The organism is Aminobacter sp. BA135 (genome assembly GCF_050859125.1).
GTDB lineage: Bacteria > Pseudomonadota > Alphaproteobacteria > Rhizobiales > Rhizobiaceae > Aminobacter > Aminobacter ciceronei.
Genome location: NZ_CP139572.1, coordinates 1,920,469 through 1,937,063, shown reverse-complemented (window position 1 = coordinate 1,937,063; position 16,595 = coordinate 1,920,469). Strand labels below are relative to the sequence as shown.

10 protein-coding genes and 1 riboswitch are annotated in these 16,595 nt (G+C 62.7%); of the genes, 4 read left to right on the top strand and 6 right to left on the bottom strand.

From position 1 onward, the window contains the following. Positions 1 to 28: 28 nt before the first annotated feature. Positions 29 to 1,027 (bottom strand): KpsF/GutQ family sugar-phosphate isomerase, encoded by a 999-nt coding sequence (locus SLT36_RS09440; protein ID WP_432287050.1) that lies wholly within the window; start codon positions 1,025 to 1,027, stop codon positions 29 to 31. Between the two features lie 150 nt (positions 1,028 to 1,177). On the opposite strand from SLT36_RS09440, the gene SLT36_RS09435 reads away from it, so the two are divergent. Then, entirely contained in the window at positions 1,178 to 2,863 is a 1,686-nt protein-coding gene (locus SLT36_RS09435) for an outer membrane beta-barrel protein (RefSeq protein ID WP_432287048.1), read from the top strand. Here SLT36_RS09435 and bluB read toward each other — a convergent pair. Next, positions 2,860 to 3,591 (bottom strand): 5,6-dimethylbenzimidazole synthase, encoded by a 732-nt coding sequence (gene bluB, locus SLT36_RS09430; RefSeq protein WP_432287046.1) that lies wholly within the window; start codon positions 3,589 to 3,591, stop codon positions 2,860 to 2,862. The two genes, SLT36_RS09435 and bluB, sit on opposite strands and share 4 nt — an antisense overlap. A 47-nt stretch (positions 3,592 to 3,638) precedes the next feature. Then, a riboswitch (cobalamin riboswitch) is annotated at positions 3,639 to 3,823 on the bottom strand. 63 nt (positions 3,824 to 3,886) lie between these two features. Next, positions 3,887 to 4,774 (bottom strand): UTP--glucose-1-phosphate uridylyltransferase GalU, encoded by an 888-nt coding sequence (gene galU / locus SLT36_RS09425; protein WP_432287045.1) that lies wholly within the window; start codon positions 4,772 to 4,774, stop codon positions 3,887 to 3,889. A gap of 247 nt (positions 4,775 to 5,021) precedes the next feature. On the opposite strand from galU, the gene SLT36_RS09420 reads away from it, so the two are divergent. Together SLT36_RS09420 and SLT36_RS09415 are read left to right on the top strand one after the other, a co-directional pair. Continuing rightward, on the top strand, positions 5,022 to 6,239 hold the full coding sequence (locus tag SLT36_RS09420) for a lytic murein transglycosylase (RefSeq protein WP_432287043.1): 1,218 nt from the start codon (positions 5,022 to 5,024) through the stop codon (positions 6,237 to 6,239). A gap of 15 nt (positions 6,240 to 6,254) precedes the next feature. Continuing rightward, complete coding sequence (locus SLT36_RS09415; protein ID WP_432287041.1) at positions 6,255 to 7,496, top strand: SGNH/GDSL hydrolase family protein; 1,242 nt, start codon at positions 6,255 to 6,257, stop codon at positions 7,494 to 7,496. Between the two features lie 64 nt (positions 7,497 to 7,560). Here the strand turns inward: SLT36_RS09415 and SLT36_RS09410 are convergent, their stop codons facing one another. From SLT36_RS09410 to gltB, 3 genes are read right to left on the bottom strand one after another with little or no spacing between them, the layout of a single operon-like run. Beyond that, positions 7,561 to 9,015: a glutamate synthase subunit beta gene (locus SLT36_RS09410; RefSeq protein WP_432287040.1), complete on the bottom strand. Its 1,455-nt coding sequence runs from the start codon at positions 9,013 to 9,015 to the stop codon at positions 7,561 to 7,563. Positions 9,016 to 9,038: 23 nt separating this feature from the next. Continuing rightward, complete coding sequence (locus SLT36_RS09405) at positions 9,039 to 10,241, bottom strand: hypothetical protein (RefSeq protein ID WP_432287039.1); 1,203 nt, start codon at positions 10,239 to 10,241, stop codon at positions 9,039 to 9,041. Between the two features lie 8 nt (positions 10,242 to 10,249). Continuing rightward, positions 10,250 to 14,980: a glutamate synthase large subunit gene (gene gltB, locus SLT36_RS09400; RefSeq protein WP_432287038.1), complete on the bottom strand. Its 4,731-nt coding sequence runs from the start codon at positions 14,978 to 14,980 to the stop codon at positions 10,250 to 10,252. 499 nt (positions 14,981 to 15,479) lie between these two features. On the opposite strand from gltB, the gene SLT36_RS09395 reads away from it, so the two are divergent. Then, positions 15,480 to 16,529 carry a threonine aldolase family protein gene (locus SLT36_RS09395; RefSeq protein ID WP_432287037.1) on the top strand — a complete coding sequence of 350 codons (1,050 nt, stop codon included), beginning with the start codon at positions 15,480 to 15,482 and terminating at the stop codon, positions 16,527 to 16,529. Positions 16,530 to 16,595: the final 66 nt, after the last annotated feature.

The window sequence follows — 16,595 nt, the reverse complement described above, 5'->3', positions numbered from 1 at the left end:
CGTCAGGCAGCTGGCAGCAGGGCGCCGGTCAGGCGGCACCAACCCGGAGCAGATCGTGGAAGTGGATGATGCCGACAGGCTTGTCGGCTTCGACCACCGGGATGGCGCTGATGTTGTGCTCGTTGAGCATTGCCGTCGCAGTGCCCGCCAGCATCTGCGGCGGCACCGTCTTGGGCTGTCGGGTCATGATGTCCTCGACATTGGTCTCGGCGAGATTTCGATCGAGATTGCGCGCCAGGTCACCGTCGGTGACGATGCCGGCCAGCCGGCCCTGCTCGTCGACGACAACGACGCAACCGAAACGCTTCCTGGACAGTGTCTTTACTGCCTCCGGCATCTTGGTGCCGACGGCGACGATCGGCATTTCCTCGCCCTTGTGCATCAGGTCGCCGACCGGCATCAGGCTCGCGCCGAGCTGGCCGCCGGGATGGAAGGTGCGGAAATGATCGGCAGTGAAGCCGCGCGCCTCGAGCAAAGCCACGGCCAGCGCGTCGCCGACGACGAGTTGCAGCAGCGTCGAGGTCGTCGGCGCAAGACCGTGCGGACAGGCTTCCGGCGCCCGGGGCAATGACAGGACGACGTCGGCCTGACGCGCCAAGGCGGACGTATCGCCGGCGGTCAGCGCAATCAGCGGGATCGAAAAGCGCCTCGAATAGGCAACGATACCCTTGAGCTCTGCTGTTTCACCCGACCAGGAGAGTGCGACGATCGCGTCTTCCCTGGTGATCATGCCGAGATCGCCGTGAATGGCTTCCGAAGGATGGACGAAATAGGCCGGAGTCCCGGTGGAGGCGAAGGTCGCCGCCAACTTGGAGCCGATATGCCCGCTTTTGCCGACGCCGGTGATGATCGCCCGGCCGCTGAGCTGGCCCAGGATCGAGACAGCCCTGGCGAATGGCTCGGCGAGCGGGCCTTCGAGCGCTGCGACAAGCGCGGCGATGCCGGCCTGCTCGATGGTGACGGTGCGGAGCGCGGAGGCGATCGACGCCTGCCCGTCCGGCTCTTTTTTCAGCGATCCAGCGTGCATGGCGCATGCGTTAGCGCGTCGGCGTGCGGCTGTCCATGATTATCCGCCCAAAACGAAGCCTCTCGGGGCGTGCGGGAAACGCTCCGTTAACCATGGCGATTTACCAGTTGGTAAGTGCGACGCCCTTGCGTCGGCGAAGCAGTGGGAAAGATGGCGCAGATCAGGCCGGAGCAACGGACACAGACCACGGCACTCCGCATCTTGCTGGCGACGGCAAGCGTGGTGACGTTGCTGTGCGCCGCACCGCTGCATGCCCAGGAAACCGCCTTGCGCGGACCGGTCAGCGAAGACGACATCAACAACACCCTGCGGCTTTACAAAAGGCGCCCTGCGGCCGAGCAGGCGCAGGACCAGGCACCGGCCTACCAGCCGGTCAGCCCCGGCGCGATTCCAACCCAGGCCGACGCTGAGGCCACCGATTTGTTCAGCGAACCGCCCAACGCCGACGGCACATCGGCCGGCTCCTTGTCATCCGCCCGTCCGCCCACGACCGCGCGCCAGCGCGCCCGCGAGGCACGCGAGCGGCTGGCCGGCACCGCCGCGCCGACGGCCGCCGAGCGGCCAGCAGTGCCGGCAGCCGACGAAGAGCTGACCACCGGCACCGTGCGCCAGGGCACCGTCGATTCCGAAACGGAGATCGAGAACGGACCCGAAGCCGAGCGCCAGCGCGCCATCGAAGGCCGCAGACCTCAGCCGGATGCGAATCCGTTCGAGCCGACTGGCATCCGTTTCGGCACCTTCGTTCTGAAGCCGAGCCTTGAACAGGGCGTCACCGCGACGTCGAATGCGGATTCCAGCTTTAACGGAAAGTCGGCCGTTCTGTCCGAGACGACTCTCAGGCTGAACGCCGCGTCCGATTGGGAGAGCCATTCGGCGACCATCGACGCCTATGGCAACCACCGAAAATCCATCTCCGGCCAGGAGGTCAAGGATCTCAGCGGCGGCATCGACGGGCGGCTGCAGCTCGATCTCGCCGACGACATGCGCGCATTGGCGCGGCTCGGCTACAGCATGCGCCCGGAATCGACGTCGTCGCCCGTGGTCATCTCCGGCACCGCCGAGCGGCCGACCCTGCACACGCTGAACGGCGCGCTGGGTGTCGAAAAGGCCGTCGGCAAGTTCCGCTTCGGAGTGACCGGCGAAGCTGTCGACGAAAGCTATAGCGACGCCGAACTGACCGACGGCACCACGCTCTCACAAAAGGACCGCGACTCCAGGCTCTATACCGGCAAGGTCCGCGTCGGCTACGAGGTCTCACCGGCGTTGACGCCCTTTGGCGAGGTCGAATTCGGCCGCCGGGTCTATGACCTGCGCTTCGACACCGCCGGTTTCGAGCGTTCGTCCAAGCGTACCGGCGCCCGCGCCGGCGTCGAGATCGACATGGGCGAAAAATTCGGCGGCGAGATTTCGGCCGGCTGGATCTCGGAGGATTTCGACGACGACCGGCTGAAGACGGTTTCGGCCGCGACGATCGCCGCCGATCTCAGATGGTCGCCGATGCGCGGCACGATCGTCGGCCTGACCGGCGAAACCTTCGTCGAGGGATCGACGACCCCGGGCGACAGCGGTTCGGTGCTCTACAACGGCCGCCTCAGCGTCGAACGGCAGATCCGTTCCAACCTGACTGCATTCCTCGCCGGCGGCGTCGGCTACCGCGACTATGCCAGCTCGAACGACCACGAGCTGAGGCTGAGTGCCGAAGCGGGCCTGACCTGGTGGCTCAACCGCTACGCCGGCCTGACCGGCAAGCTGCGCCATGAGACCTTCGACAGCACCTTGCCGTTCCGCGACGCCAAGACCAACAGCGTCTTCGTCGGGTTGAAAATCCAGCGCTAACCTTGGGGCAAACCGCCGATCGCGGCGGCTGAGGCCCTCAAGGCCGTCTCCCCCTGCCCCGCATAGACCTCGCTCATGATCAGCTCGGCAAGCGGCAGACGGCATCCCCAGCCATGGCGCTCGAGATCGGGCTTGTCGGCGAATTCGTTGACGTGGCCGACGCAGAGATAGGCCACCGGCACGACGTGATCGGGAATGCCTAGCAACTGCTTCAGCGCCTCGCGATCGAGGATGCTGACCCAGCCGACGCCTATGCCCTCGGCACGCGCGGCGAGCCAGAAATTCTGAACCGCGCAGACGGTGCTGAAGAGGTCCATCTCTGGATTGTGCCATCGCCCGAGCGGAGAGTTTGCCGAACGGCTGCGGTCGCAGGTGATGACCAGGTTGAGCGGGCTTTCGCAGATGCCTTCGAGCTTGAGCTTGCGGTACAGCTCCCGCCGCTCCTCGGCGATCTGAGGCAGTTCCTGCTGCCGCGCCGCAAAGAACAGGTCCCGGACCCGCTCGCGTCGTTCGCGATCTCTGATGACGATGAAGTTCCACGGCTGCATGAAGCCGACCGACGGCGCGTGATGGGCCGCCAGCAGCAGCCGCGCCAGCACATCGTCGTCGATCGGATCAGGCAGAAAATGGCTGCGAACGTCGCGGCGCGTGAAGATGGCGCGGTAAACGGCACCCTGTGCGGCGATATCGAAACAGACTGAAACGGCCTTCAACTGGTCAGCAAGCATCGCATATCCCCTGGCGAGCATGTCGGTTCCCTCCGCCTGACCATGCGGAGGTCGATGTCTGCCGGGCCGGTCTTCTGGCTCGAGTTCAACCCGTCTGCGGCGCCTTCCCGTTCAGGATGAACAGTGGCCTCTGCCGTTACGGTCCCTCTTACAGCGTTGGGCACGCCACGGATTTGCACCGTGTTCCCGATTCTCCCGCATCGCTGCGGGCACCTGGCAGGGTATGTCTAGCGGCAGCAGCGGCCGAAAGCCATCGCACCGTGCGTCCAATCCTGACGCACAGGCGACATGTGGCTTACTTGCCCGGCTTGATCTCGCCGAGCAGCCCTTCGATGACGCCGGCCATGCTCCTGCTGAGATCGGAGCGCGACAAGGCAAAGGCAACGTTGGCTTCGACGAAACCTTCCGGCGAGCCGCAGTCGAAGGTGCGGCCGCGATAATGATAGCCGTAGAAGGACTGCATCTTCTCGAGTTTGAGCATGGCGTCGGTCAGCTGGATCTCGTCGCCGGCGCCACGCTCCTGGCTTGCCAGGATGTTGAAAATCTCCGGCTGCAGAATGTAGCGGCCATTGATGAACAGGTTCGAGGGTGCCGTGCCCTGCTTGGGCTTTTCCACCATGCCCTCGATCTCGAAGCCGGTGTGAACCGACTTGCCCTTGCCGACGATGCCGTATTTGTGCGCCTCGGCCGGGTCGCATTCCTGGACAGCGATGATGTTGTTGGCGGTCTCGGCATAGAGCTCGACCATCTCGCGCATGCAGCTCTTTTCCGACTGCATGATCATGTCGGGCAACAACAGCGCGAAGGGCTCGTCGCCGACCAGCTCGCGCGCGCACCACACTGCGTGGCCAAGGCCGAGCGGTACCTGCTGGCGCGTGAACGAGGTCTGGCCCGGGGCCGGTTGCAACCGCTGCAGGCGCTCCAGTTGCTCGGTCTTGCCGCGCTGTGCCAGCGTATCATAAAGTTCGAACTGGACGTCGAAATGGTCTTCGATGACCGCCTTGTTGCGGCCCGTGACAAAGATGAAATGTTCGATACCCGCTTCGCGCGCCTCGTCGACCACGTACTGGATCACAGGGCGATCGACCACAGTCAGCATTTCCTTGGGGATAGACTTGGTGGCAGGCAGAAAACGCGTACCGAGGCCGGCGACCGGAAAAACTGCCTTGCGAACTCTTTTCATTGCGTGGTCGTCCGATAGAGGGATGTATCGGACGCCAACTTTGCCACGCCCGAATTGATGAATACTGAATGCGTTCACATATTCGGCGACAGCGGGCAAGACCATTGATCACGCGATCTTGATTGTCCGAACAGCTAGGTGGACAATCCCTCAACCCGCTTTTCGTTCCCCAAGGGGTCTATGGTAAACTGATTGATAACCGGCATCGGCGATGAATCGTGTTTCTGATCTCTCCAAGGAGGAAAGAATGCCCCTTCGCAAGACCGCCAAAGGCCTCCTGAGCGCCGCTGCCCTTTCGCTGGCATTGATGCTTCCGGCCGGCCCGGCGGCCGCCGAAGCCGGTTTCCAGCGCTGGGTGGCGAGCTTCCGCTCCGTCGCCGCAGACAACGGGATTTCCGGTTCGACCTATGACCGCGCCTTTCGTGGCGTGACCTCGGCCGACCCCGAAGTACTTGAAAAGGCCCGCTTTCAGCCCGAATTCACCGCACCCGTCTGGGACTATTTCGACAATCGCGTCCATGACCAGTCAATTGCTGTCGGTCGCGAGATGGCGCGCAAGTGGAAACCCTGGCTCGACCGCATCGAGGCCAAGTATGGCGTCGACCGCTACATCCTGCTCGCCATCTGGTCGATGGAATCGAACTACGGCGAGATTCTCAAGAACGACAAGGTGATGCGCAATGTCGTGCGCTCGCTGGCGACGCTCGCCTATGGCGACCAGCGCCGGGCGAAGTTCGCCCGCACCCAGCTGATCGCGGCGCTGAAGATCCTGCAGCGCGGCGACATCGACGAAAGTCATCTCGTCGGCTCCTGGGCCGGCGCGATGGGCCACACCCAGTTCATCCCGACCAGCTACCAGGCCTACGCTGTCGATGCCGACGGCAATGGCAAGCGTGACATCTGGAACTCCGTGCCCGACGCGCTCGCCACCGCAGCCAACCTTCTGAAGAAGAACGGCTGGCAGGCCGGCAAGACCTGGGGTTACGAAGTGGTGCTGCCCGCGGGTCAGAAGTTCCCGACGGGATCGCTGACGCTCGACAAATGGGCATCGCTCGGCATCGAACGCGCCAACGGCAAGGCCTTCAAGCGCGGCTCCGACGTCGCCACCCTCAAGGTGCCGGACGGCCGCGGCGGACCGGCCTTCCTGATGACCAAGAATTTCTCGGTCATCAAGCGCTACAACAACGCCGACAAATACGCGCTCGCCGTCGGCCTTCTTGCCGACGAGATCGCCGGCTATGGTGGCCTGGTGCAGGACTGGAAGCGGCCGTTTACCAAGCTCAGCTTCCAGGAAAAGCAGGAGTTGCAGAAGCGCCTGTCGGCGCATGGCTATTACGACGGCAAGAGCGACGGCAAGATCGGCGAGGGTTCGCGCTCGGCAATCAAGGCATTCCAGGCACAGCTGGGCTTGACGCCGGACGGTCATCCGAGCATGGAAGTGCTGAAGTTCCTGCGGCGTAACTAGCAACCGGAGGCTGTATTGGCATTGACGCGTCGTCCGCGGTTTTCGCTGTTGCGCCTGACGACGCCACTGGTTGCGGTGGCGGTCGCCTTGACCGCCATTTCGTCGACAATGCCGACGCCGGCCGTGGCGCAGGAAGGCATTCTGCGCAAATGGTCCCTGCGCGACCTGTTCATGCCGCGCCGCGAACCGCGCGTCGATCCCTTCATCATTGACGAGCCGCAGCCGCGCAAGAAAATCCGCAAGACGCCACGCAAGCCAAAGGCAACCGCCGGCAATGTCGGCAGGGCTGCCGATCCGGCCGTTCCGGTGGTCGAAAAGCTGGCTGACGCGCGTGTCGTGCTGGTCATCGGCGACTTCCTCGGCGGCGGCATTGCCGAGGGGCTGGGCACGGTCTTTGCCGAGAATGCCAAGATCAGGGTCATCGACAAGACCAACGGCTCGTCGGGCCTCGTCCGCGAGGACTATTACAACTGGCCCGAGAAAGCCAAGGCGCTGATCGAGCAGGAAAAGCCTGCCGCCGTCATCATCATGATGGGCTCCAACGACCGCCAGCAGATGCGGGTCGCCGACGCCCGCGAGCCACCGATGAGCGGCGCGTGGACCAAGGAATACACGGCGCGCGCGGACAAGCTGGCCAAGGCCATCGCCGACACCAAGGTACCGTTCCTGTGGGTCGGCATGCCCGCCTTCAAGTCGTCGAAGATGAACGCCGACATGCTCGCCTTCAACGACATCTACCGTGCTGCAACGGAAGCCGCAGGCAGCGAATTCGTCGATGTCTGGGACGGCTTCGTCGACGAGGCCGGCGCCTTCGTCACCAGCGGCCCCGACATCAACGGCCAGCCGGTGCGCCTGCGCGCCGACGACGGCATCAACGTCACCCGCGCCGGCAAACGCAAGCTCGCCTTCTTCGCCGAGAAGCCGCTGAACAAGCTGCTCGGCATCACGCCTCAAGGTACCGAAACCGTCGTGCCGGCAAGCCTGCCGCAGGCGACGCCCGGCGAACTCAACGTGCCTGTCAACATCGACCGGACGGTGCCGGTCTCGCTCTCCGATCCGGAACTCGACGGTGGCACGGAGCTTCTCGGCGGCCAGACGGCTGCCACGTCCGACCCGCGTTCTCCAGGCGAAAAGCTTGCCGTGCAAGGCATCGCCCCCGCAGCACCTGCCGGCCGCATCGACGACTTCTCCTGGCCGCCAAAGCCGCTGCCTGCAGCGCAAGGAACCGAAACGACGACCGCCATCATCAGGCGCTAAGGTTGTCGACCGGAAACGAAAAAGGCGCCTCGCGGCGCCTTTTGTTTGCTTGGTTCCGGCCAGCTTAACGCGGCAGGACGCTCGACCCCATCAGGTCGGTATCTATCGAATGCGCGGCCTGGCGGCCTTCGCGGATCGCCCAGACCACAAGCGACTGGCCGCGGCGCACGTCGCCGGCGACATAGAGCTTGTCCACATTGGTCTTGTAGTCGCGGTCGTTGGCGGCAACATTGGTCGAACGGCGGCTGTCGGTGGTGATCTCCAGCTTGCCCTCGAGTTCCTTGACCATACCGTCGGCGAGCGGCCCGGCGAAGCCGATGGCGATGAAGGCGAGATCGGCGCGGATGACGAACTCGGTGCCCGGGATCGGCTTGCGCTTGTCGTCGACTTCGCAGCACTTCACGCCGGTCAGCTGGCCTTCTTCGCCGATGAACTCCAGCGTTGCCACCTGGAACTCGCGCTGCGCGCCTTCGGCCTGCGAGGACGAGGTGCGCATCTTGGTCGCCCAATAGGGCCACACGGCGAGCTTGTTCTCGCGCTCCGGCGGCTGCGGGCGAATGTCGAGCTGGGTGACGCGCACGGCACCCTGGCGAAATGCGGTGCCGACGCAGTCGGACGCCGTATCGCCGCCGCCGACGACGACGACATGCAGGCCACCAGCGACGATCGGTTCCGACTGCCAGGCAACCGACTGGATGTCTTCGCCGCCGACGCGCTTGTTCTGCTGGACGAGGTAAGGCATCGCGTCATGCACGCCCTTAAGGTCGTCTCCGGGAATGCCCGCCGGACGCGGCGTTTCGGAGCCGCCGCAGTAAAGCACGGCATCGTATTCGGCCAGGAGCTCGGTCACCGGCTTGTCGACGCCGACATTGACGCCGCAATGGAAGGTCACGCCTTCGCCCGTCATCTGCTCGACGCGACGGTCGATGTAGTGCTTCTCCATCTTGAAATCAGGAATGCCGAAACGCAGCAGGCCGCCGGGACGGCTCTCGCGCTCATAGACATGCACGTCGTGGCCGGCGCGGCCAAGCTGCTGCGCCGCGGCCATTCCGGCCGGGCCGGAACCAATGACTGCGACGCGTCTGCCGGTCTTCTTCTCCGGCGGATAAGGCCTGATGTAACCGGTCTCGTAAGCCTTGTCGGCGATCGCCTGCTCGACGGTCTTGATGGCGACAGGAATGTCCTCGAGGTTCAGCGTACAGGCTTCCTCGCAAGGTGCCGGGCAGATGCGACCGGTGAATTCGGGGAAGTTGTTGGTCGAATGCAGGTTGCGGATCGCGTTGTCCCAATCGCCATTGTAGACGAGGTCGTTCCAGTCCGGGATCTGGTTGTGCACCGGACAGCCCGTCGGGCCATGGCAGAACGGAATGCCGCAATCCATGCAGCGCGCGGCCTGCTTTTCGACTTCCTTGTTCGACATCGGCAGCGTGAATTCGCGGAAGTGCCGGATGCGGTCGGATGCCGGCTGGTACTTGTGCACCTGCCGGTCAATTTCGAGAAAACCTGTAACCTTGCCCATGCCTTAATCCACTCAACCTATGCTCATTCGCCATCAACGATATCGAGCAAATTTTCAAAACGCCGTGCGACATGCTTATCAGCGCACGCAGCTTTGACATTTTTATCGTTCGCCAAGTCATGAAGAGTCTTCCGGAGAATATCCTTCTGCTCCTCAATAATATCACGAACTAATGGCGCACCAGAATTACTGTAGTACACATTTCTAACGTTACCATAGCTTGTAACTCCTCCTGACTCTCCTATATAGAGCCTCACGAGCCATGTTAGAATTCCCCCTTGGACTTCTTCGGGACAAAAATCGAACGCGCCGATTTCTTTGAACGACCTTAGAAGTTCGCCATGGTAAGCATGCGACGTCCAGCGATGTCCGACTGACTTCATTTGGCCAAGGAATGCTTCAAAAAACTGCTTCTTCGCAGCTTTGCGCAGATACGGCGCGGCGCCAACTGCATAGGCAACTCTTGCATGCCTTGTATCTAGGTTGCGCCCAATCTTCTCCTGCAGGTGTTCACCGATACTCGTTATCGACTGGCTTCTCGCTCTGCCTTTGACATAACCCAACAACGTGTACGCGTTTTGTTGAACAACGTCTGGCTGACTGGCATCTAGCGCCTTGCTAACGAGAAACTTAAGAATCTCGACTTGCCTGGTCGAAGGAGCATGCTCAAAATCTTCCAGCAACGCATCGTCTGGGGTAGCAAGATTTGGCTTCTCTACAATTTCCTTAACATCCGTAACTTTTAGCAGATGTATCGGATCTTTGGAGAGAATTGATTCAATACAGGTTTGAAAGATATATACACAATCCTCCACACCTGCTTCGTATTCATCGTCTTCATGCTCAAGATCTCGTCGTATCTCGTAGCACCTTGAAACTCGCCGCCAGTCGGCACGAGACAGCAACCCCATCCTATAAGCTAAGTCAATTATCTTTGAGGTTGCGTAATTTTCAACATCTTCGGCTGTAGCAACAGGGGGTAACCTGTGCTGCTGTGCGGCCTCCTTCGCAATATCAAGCCCCGCCACCACGATCTTCTCTCTTAGATCATGAATGGCCGCATTAAAAAGGCGCTGGCAGGCACTGCTTGGATCGGCAACAAGCAGCTTTTGAACCCGTTCGATAAGGCTCTTTGCCCTCCATTGGGGGCGTATTCTGCCTAACAGAGTTGGAACCTGACTCGCTTCGATCTGCGACGCCACGGGATTCGGCACAAGCTGATTCATGATTCATACTACTCCGCCGCGACGCCCATCCTCATGCGCTCCATCTCGATCAGTGCGCGGCGGTACTCCACCGGCATGACCTTGCGGAATTTGGGTCGGTAGCTCGCCCAGTCGTCCAGGATCTGCTTGGCACGGGTCGAACCGGTGTAGTGCATATGGTTCGAGATCAGCTGAACCAGGCGCTCCTCGTCATGGCGTGTCATGTCGCCCGAGACGTCGACGCGGCCCTTGTGGGCGATGTCGCCACCGTGATGGTGCAGCTTCTCCAGCATGTCGTCCTCTTCGGGGACCGGCTCGAGCTCGACCATCGCCATGTTGCAGCGCTCGGCGAAATCGCCTTCCTCATCGAGGACATAGGCGACGCCGCCCGACATGCCGGCTGCGAAGTTGCGGCCGGTCTTGCCGATGACCACCACCACGCCGCCCGTCATGTATTCGCAGCCATGGTCACCCACGCCTTCGACGACGGTAACGGCGCCCGAGTTGCGGACGGCGAAACGTTCGCCGGCGACACCGCGGAAGTAGCACTCGCCTTCGGTCGCACCGTAAAGCACGGTGTTGCCGACAATGATTGAATCCTCGGCAACGATCCGGGCGTCATCCGACGGGCGGATGACGATGCGGCCGCCGGACAGGCCCTTGCCGACATAGTCGTTGCCGTCGCCGACCAGCTCGAACGAGATACCGCGGGCCAGGAAGGCACCGAAGGACTGTCCGGCGGTGCCGGTCAGCTTCACCGAGATGGTGTCCTCGCGCAGGCCCTTGTGCCGGAAGCGCTTGGCGACCTCACCCGACAGCATCGCACCGGCTGAGCGGTCGACGTTGCGGATGGTTGCCTCGATCTTCACCGGCTGGCGCGTTTCGAGCGCCGCCTTCGCCTCGGCGATCAGCTTGCGGTCGAGAACGTCGTCGATCGGATGCTTCTGGCGCTCGGTCCAGTGGACGGCTTCGCGCGGCGCATCGGGCTTGTAGAACACCTTGGAGAAGTCGAGGCCACGCGACTTCCAGTGGTTGATCAGCTCACGCTTTTCCAGCAGGTCGGCGTCACCGATGATCTGGTCGAGATGAGTGTAACCCATTTCGGCCAGCAGCTCGCGCACCTCTTCAGCGACGTAGAAGAAGTAGTTGATGACGTGCTCGGGCGTGCCCCTGAAGCGTTTGCGCAGCACCGGATCCTGGGTGGCGACGCCAACCGGGCAGGTGTTTAGATGGCACTTGCGCATCATGATGCAGCCCGCCGCGATCAGCGGCGCGGTCGAGAAGCCAAACTCGTCGGCGCCCAGCAGAGCGCCGACGACGACGTCGCGGCCGGTACGCAGGCCGCCATCGACCTGGAGCGCGACACGCGAACGCAGGCCGTTCAGCACCAGCGTCTGATGCGTCTCGGCGAGGCCCATTTCCCATGGGCTGCCGGCATGCTTGAGCGAGGTCAGCGGCGATGCACCGGTGCCGCCGTCATAGCCTGATATCGTGATGTGGTCGGCGCGCGCCTTGGCGACACCTGCCGCAACCGTGCCGACGCCCACTTCCGACACCAGCTTGACCGACACGTCGGCCGCCGGGTTGACGTTCTTCAAGTCGTAGATCAGCTGCGCCAGGTCTTCGATCGAATAGATGTCATGGTGCGGCGGCGGCGAGATAAGGCCCACGCCCTGCGTCGAGTGGCGGGTCTTGGCGATCGTCGCATCGACCTTGTGACCAGGCAACTGGCCGCCCTCGCCGGGCTTGGCACCCTGCGCCACCTTGATCTGCATCATGTCGGAGTTGACGAGATACTCCGTCGTCACGCCGAAGCGGCCGGAAGCCACCTGCTTGATCGCCGAACGCTCGGGGTTCACCCCGCCGCCGGGCAGCGGCAGGTAGCGGTCCGGCTCCTCGCCGCCCTCGCCGGTGTTCGACTTGCCGCCGATCTTGTTCATCGCAACGGCAAGCGTGCTGTGCGCCTCGCGGCTGATCGAGCCGAAGGACATGGCACCGGTCGAGAAACGCTTGACGATCTCGGCCGCCGGCATGACGTCGTCGAGCGCGGCCTTCTTGCGCCCGCTCTCCTCGGCCAGCTTGATGCGGAACATGCCGCGGATCTGCTGGGCACGTGCTGTTTCGCTGTCGATCTGCGCGGAGAACTCCTTGAAGGTCGCCCACGAGCCCGAACGCACGGCGTGCTGCAGCGAGGCAACCGCGTCAGGCGTCCACACATGGGCTTCGCCGCGCATGCGATACATGTACTCGCCGCCGACTTCGAGCGCGTTGCGCAGAACCGGGTCTTCGCCGAAGGCCGAGGCGTGACGGCTGACGGTCTCAGTCGCCACCTCTTCCAGCCCGACGCCTTCGATGTTGGTCGCCGTGCCGGTGAAGTACTTCTCGACGAAGTCGGTCTTCAGCCCGATGGCGTCGAAGATCTGCGCGCCGCAATAGGACTGGTAGGTGGAGATGCCCATCTTGGACATCACCTTGAGGATGCCCTTGCCGATCGACTTGATGTAGCGGCCGACGACCTCCGAGCCATCCACTTCAGGCGGGAACTCGCCCCGCTTGTGCATGTCGGTCAGCGTGTCGAAGGCCAGATACGGGTTGATCGCCTCCGCGCCGTAGCCGGCAAGGCAGCAGAAGTGATGCACCTCGCGCGGCTCGCCCGATTCGACGACAAGGCCGACCGAGGTGCGCAGGCCCTTGCGGACAAGGTGATGGTGCACGGCCGCCGTCGCCAGCAGCGACGGGATGGCGATGCGGTCCGGACCAAGCTGGCGATCGGACAGGATGATGATGTTGTAGCGGCCCGCGACCGCCGCCTCGGCGCGCTCGCACAGACGCTCGATCGCACCCTGCATGCCGGCAGCACCTTCCGATGCGGCATAGGTGACGTCGATCGTCTTGGTGTCGAAGCTTTCCTCGGTGTGGCCGATGGAGCGGATCTTCTCCAGGTCGGCGTTGGTGAGGATCGGCTGACGCACTTCCAGACGCTTGCGGCGCGACGTGCCGACGAGGTCGAGAATGTTCGGGCGTGGACCGATAAACGAGACCAGGCTCATCACCAGCTCCTCGCGGATCGGATCGATCGGCGGGTTGGTGACCTGGGCGAAGTTCTGCTTGAAGTAGGTGTAGAGCAGCTTCGACTTGTCCGACATCGCCGAGATCGGCGTGTCGGTGCCCATCGAGCCGACTGCTTCCTGGCCCGTCGTCGCCATCGGCGACATCAGGAGCTTGGTGTCTTCCTGGCTGTAGCCGAAGGCCTGCTGGCGATCGAGCAGCGAGACGTCCTTGCGCAACGCGCGCGGTTCGACCGGCTTCAGTTCCTCGAGGATCAGCTGGGTGTTGGACAGCCACTTCGTGTAGGGGTGCTTGGTCGCGATCTCGGACTTGATCTCCTCGTCCGAAATGATGCGGCCCTTGACCAGGTCGATGAGCAGCATCTTGCCGGGCTGCAGACGCCACTTCTTGATGATTCTCTTTTCGTCAACCGGCAGCACGCCGGCTTCGGACGCCAGGATGACCCGATCGTCGTCGGTGACCATGTAGCGGGCGGGACGCAGGCCGTTGCGGTCGAGCGTGGCACCGATCTGGCGGCCGTCGGTGAAGCACACCGCAGCCGGACCGTCCCACGGCTCCATCAGGGCCGCGTGATATTCGTAAAAGGCCTTGCGGTCGGCATCCATCGACTTGTTGCCGGCCCAGGCTTCCGGGATCAGCATCATCATGGCATGCGCCAGCGTATAGCCGCCCTGGAACAGGAACTCGAGCGCGTTGTCGAAGCACGCCGTATCCGACTGCCCCTCATAGGAGATCGGCCAGAGCTTGGAGATGTTGTTGCCGAACAACTCGCTGTCGACCGAGGCCTGGCGCGCCGCCATCCAGTTGTTGTTGCCGCGCACCGTATTGATTTCCCCGTTGTGGGCGACCATGCGGTAGGGGTGCGCCAGCTTCCATGACGGGAAGGTGTTGGTCGAGAAGCGCTGGTGGACGAGGATCAGCGCCGTCTCGAAGCGCGGATCGGAAAGGTCCTTGTAATAAGCGCCGACCTGGAAGGCCAGGAACATGCCCTTGTAGACAATGGTGCGCGCCGACAGCGACACGCAATAGGCGCCGATGTCCTTATTGTTGTGCTCGGCATAGATGCGGCCGGAAATGACCTTGCGCAGCAAATAGAGGCGCGCCTCATACTCCTCATCGTCGTCGACTTCGGGCGTGCGCCCGATGAACACCTGGCAATGGAACGGCTCGGAAGCCGCGATATCAGGTGCCTTCGACAACGAGGCGTTGTCGACCGGCACGTCGCGGAAGCCGATCAGCGGCAAACCTTCCGACTGCGCCGACTCGCGGATGATGTCCATGACATGTTCGCGCGTCGCAGCATCCTGCGGCATGAACCAGTGGCCGACGCCATACTGGCCGGGTGCCGGCAGATCGATGTCCTGCTTGGCCATCTCCTCGCGGAAGAACCGATCGGGGATCTGCACCAGGACACCGGCGCCATCGCCCATCAGCGGATCGGCGCCGACGGCGCCGCGATGCGTCAGATTTTCGAGCATGAACAGACCGTCCTTGACGATCTGGTGCGACTTGATGCCCTTCATCTGGGCGATGAAGCCGACGCCGCAGGCGTCATGTTCGTTGCGCGGATCGTAGAGGCCATGCGCTGCATAGCCGGTGGTGGTTCGGAGATGATCGGTTTTATTGTTGGCCGCTTTCGTCTGCGCGGCCGGCACAAAACCCGTCGTCACAGATGGCGTCAACTCCGTCATCGTCTATCTCCATTCCAGCCCGATCCGGGCAGTTTGCCTTGGGACGGCAGTATGCCGATCCGTTCACCATCAGATATGCTCGATATGCAGCGGCACAGCGCCGTTCGTCGGCGCTAAACCGCAGTCGGGACAGACGTGAACGGATTGCTCCGACCTCAGCCCTGACCCTAGCCCGCAGCGGAAGCCGGACGCAGCGTCATCATACGCCAAATCCGGTTCGTATTGGGCAGATAAATAAGACAGCACTGCTGTCCTAAATTTTTTATGACAGAATTCTTGAATACGCACAAGACCGATTCACGAATTTTCCGCCTCTGCAAAGACCGAAAATTACGTCAAACCGTCGCATGGCGTAATTTTTGAACACCCGGTCAAAACAGCACTTTTCCTGCCTCAATCGATTTCTGGACCCCGCACTTGCCGAAGATCGGCAAATCCGGTCTAGCTCGCGCCTACCCTGCCACGCAGTCTCCCGCAGCCATATTACGGACCGACGAAAATGTTCTTCGCATCAGACAATTGGGCCGGCGCTCACCCCAAGGTTTCCGAGAGACTGCATGCCAGTGCTGCGGGCTTCAGCCGCGCCTATGGCGACGGCGAGCTCGACAAGGCGGTCTATGCACGGTTCTCAGAAGTTTTCGAGCGCGAGGTGGCGGTGTTCTTCGTCGCCACAGGCACCGCGGCTAATTCGCTTTCGCTCGCCGCATACGGCAAGCCGGGTGGCATTTCCTTTGCCCACCGCGAGGCGCACATTCTCGAGGATGAATGCGGCGCGCCTGAGTATTTTTCCCATGGTTCGCGGCTCTGCCCGGTCGATGGAACGCTCGGGCGCATGGACATCGGCAATCTCGAGCGAGCGATCGGCCGCTACGCCTCCGAAAACGTCCACGGCGGACGCCCGGCTGCGATTTCCATCACCCAGGCGACCGAGGTCGGCACCATCTATCGTCTCGACCATATCGCGGCCGTCTCCGCCGTCGCCCGCAAGCATGCGCTGCCGCTGCACATGGATGGCGCCCGCTTTGCCAATGCGCTGGTGTCTCTCGACGTCTCGCCGGCGGAAATGACCTGGAAACGCGGCGTCGACATCATCTCCTTCGGCGGCACCAAGAACGGCTGCTGGTGCGCCGAGGCGATCGTCATGTTCGATCTCGACCGCGCCAGGGAAATGGCCTTCCTGCGCAAGCGTTCGGCCCAGCTGTTCTCCAAAGCGCGTTTCATCTCGGCGCAATTCGACGCCTATTTCGACGGCGGCCTGTGGCTGGAGACGGCGCGTCACGCCAATGCGATGTCGGCCAGCCTTGCCCGGGCAATCGAAAGCTCGTCCGTCGCCCGCCTCGGTTGGCAGCCTGAGGCCAACGAGGTCTTCGCCATCGTCAGGAAGGACGTCGCCGAAAAGGCGCAAGGCACCGGTGCCGCCTTCTACGCCTGGCCGACCCCGACGTCGCTCGCCGGGCAGATCAGCGATGACGAGGCGCTCTTTCGCTTCGTCACCTCCTTCGCCACCACCTCAGACGACATCGGCCGGTTCAGCGAACTGCTGCGTTAGGCGCAGTTACGGATAGCGGACAACAAAAAGGCGGCGCTGGAGGCGCCGCCTTTGCTGCTTGGGAGG

Excerpts from the sequence above, each read along its gene's own strand:
- SLT36_RS09440 (WP_432287050.1), bottom strand. The coding sequence starts at position 1,027 with ATGCACGCTGGATCGCTGAAAAAAGAGCCGGACGGGCAGGCGTCGATC.
- SLT36_RS09435 (WP_432287048.1), top strand. The coding sequence starts at position 1,178 with ATGGCGCAGATCAGGCCGGAGCAACGGACACAGACCACGGCACTCCGC.
- bluB (WP_432287046.1), bottom strand. The coding sequence starts at position 3,591 with ATGCTTGCTGACCAGTTGAAGGCCGTTTCAGTCTGTTTCGATATCGCC.
- galU (WP_432287045.1), bottom strand. The coding sequence starts at position 4,774 with ATGAAAAGAGTTCGCAAGGCAGTTTTTCCGGTCGCCGGCCTCGGTACG.
- SLT36_RS09420 (WP_432287043.1), top strand. The coding sequence starts at position 5,022 with ATGCCCCTTCGCAAGACCGCCAAAGGCCTCCTGAGCGCCGCTGCCCTT.
- SLT36_RS09410 (WP_432287040.1), bottom strand. The coding sequence starts at position 9,015 with ATGGGCAAGGTTACAGGTTTTCTCGAAATTGACCGGCAGGTGCACAAG.
- SLT36_RS09405 (WP_432287039.1), bottom strand. The coding sequence starts at position 10,241 with ATGAATCAGCTTGTGCCGAATCCCGTGGCGTCGCAGATCGAAGCGAGT.
- gltB (WP_432287038.1), bottom strand. The coding sequence starts at position 14,980 with ATGACGGAGTTGACGCCATCTGTGACGACGGGTTTTGTGCCGGCCGCG.
- SLT36_RS09395 (WP_432287037.1), top strand. The coding sequence starts at position 15,480 with ATGTTCTTCGCATCAGACAATTGGGCCGGCGCTCACCCCAAGGTTTCC.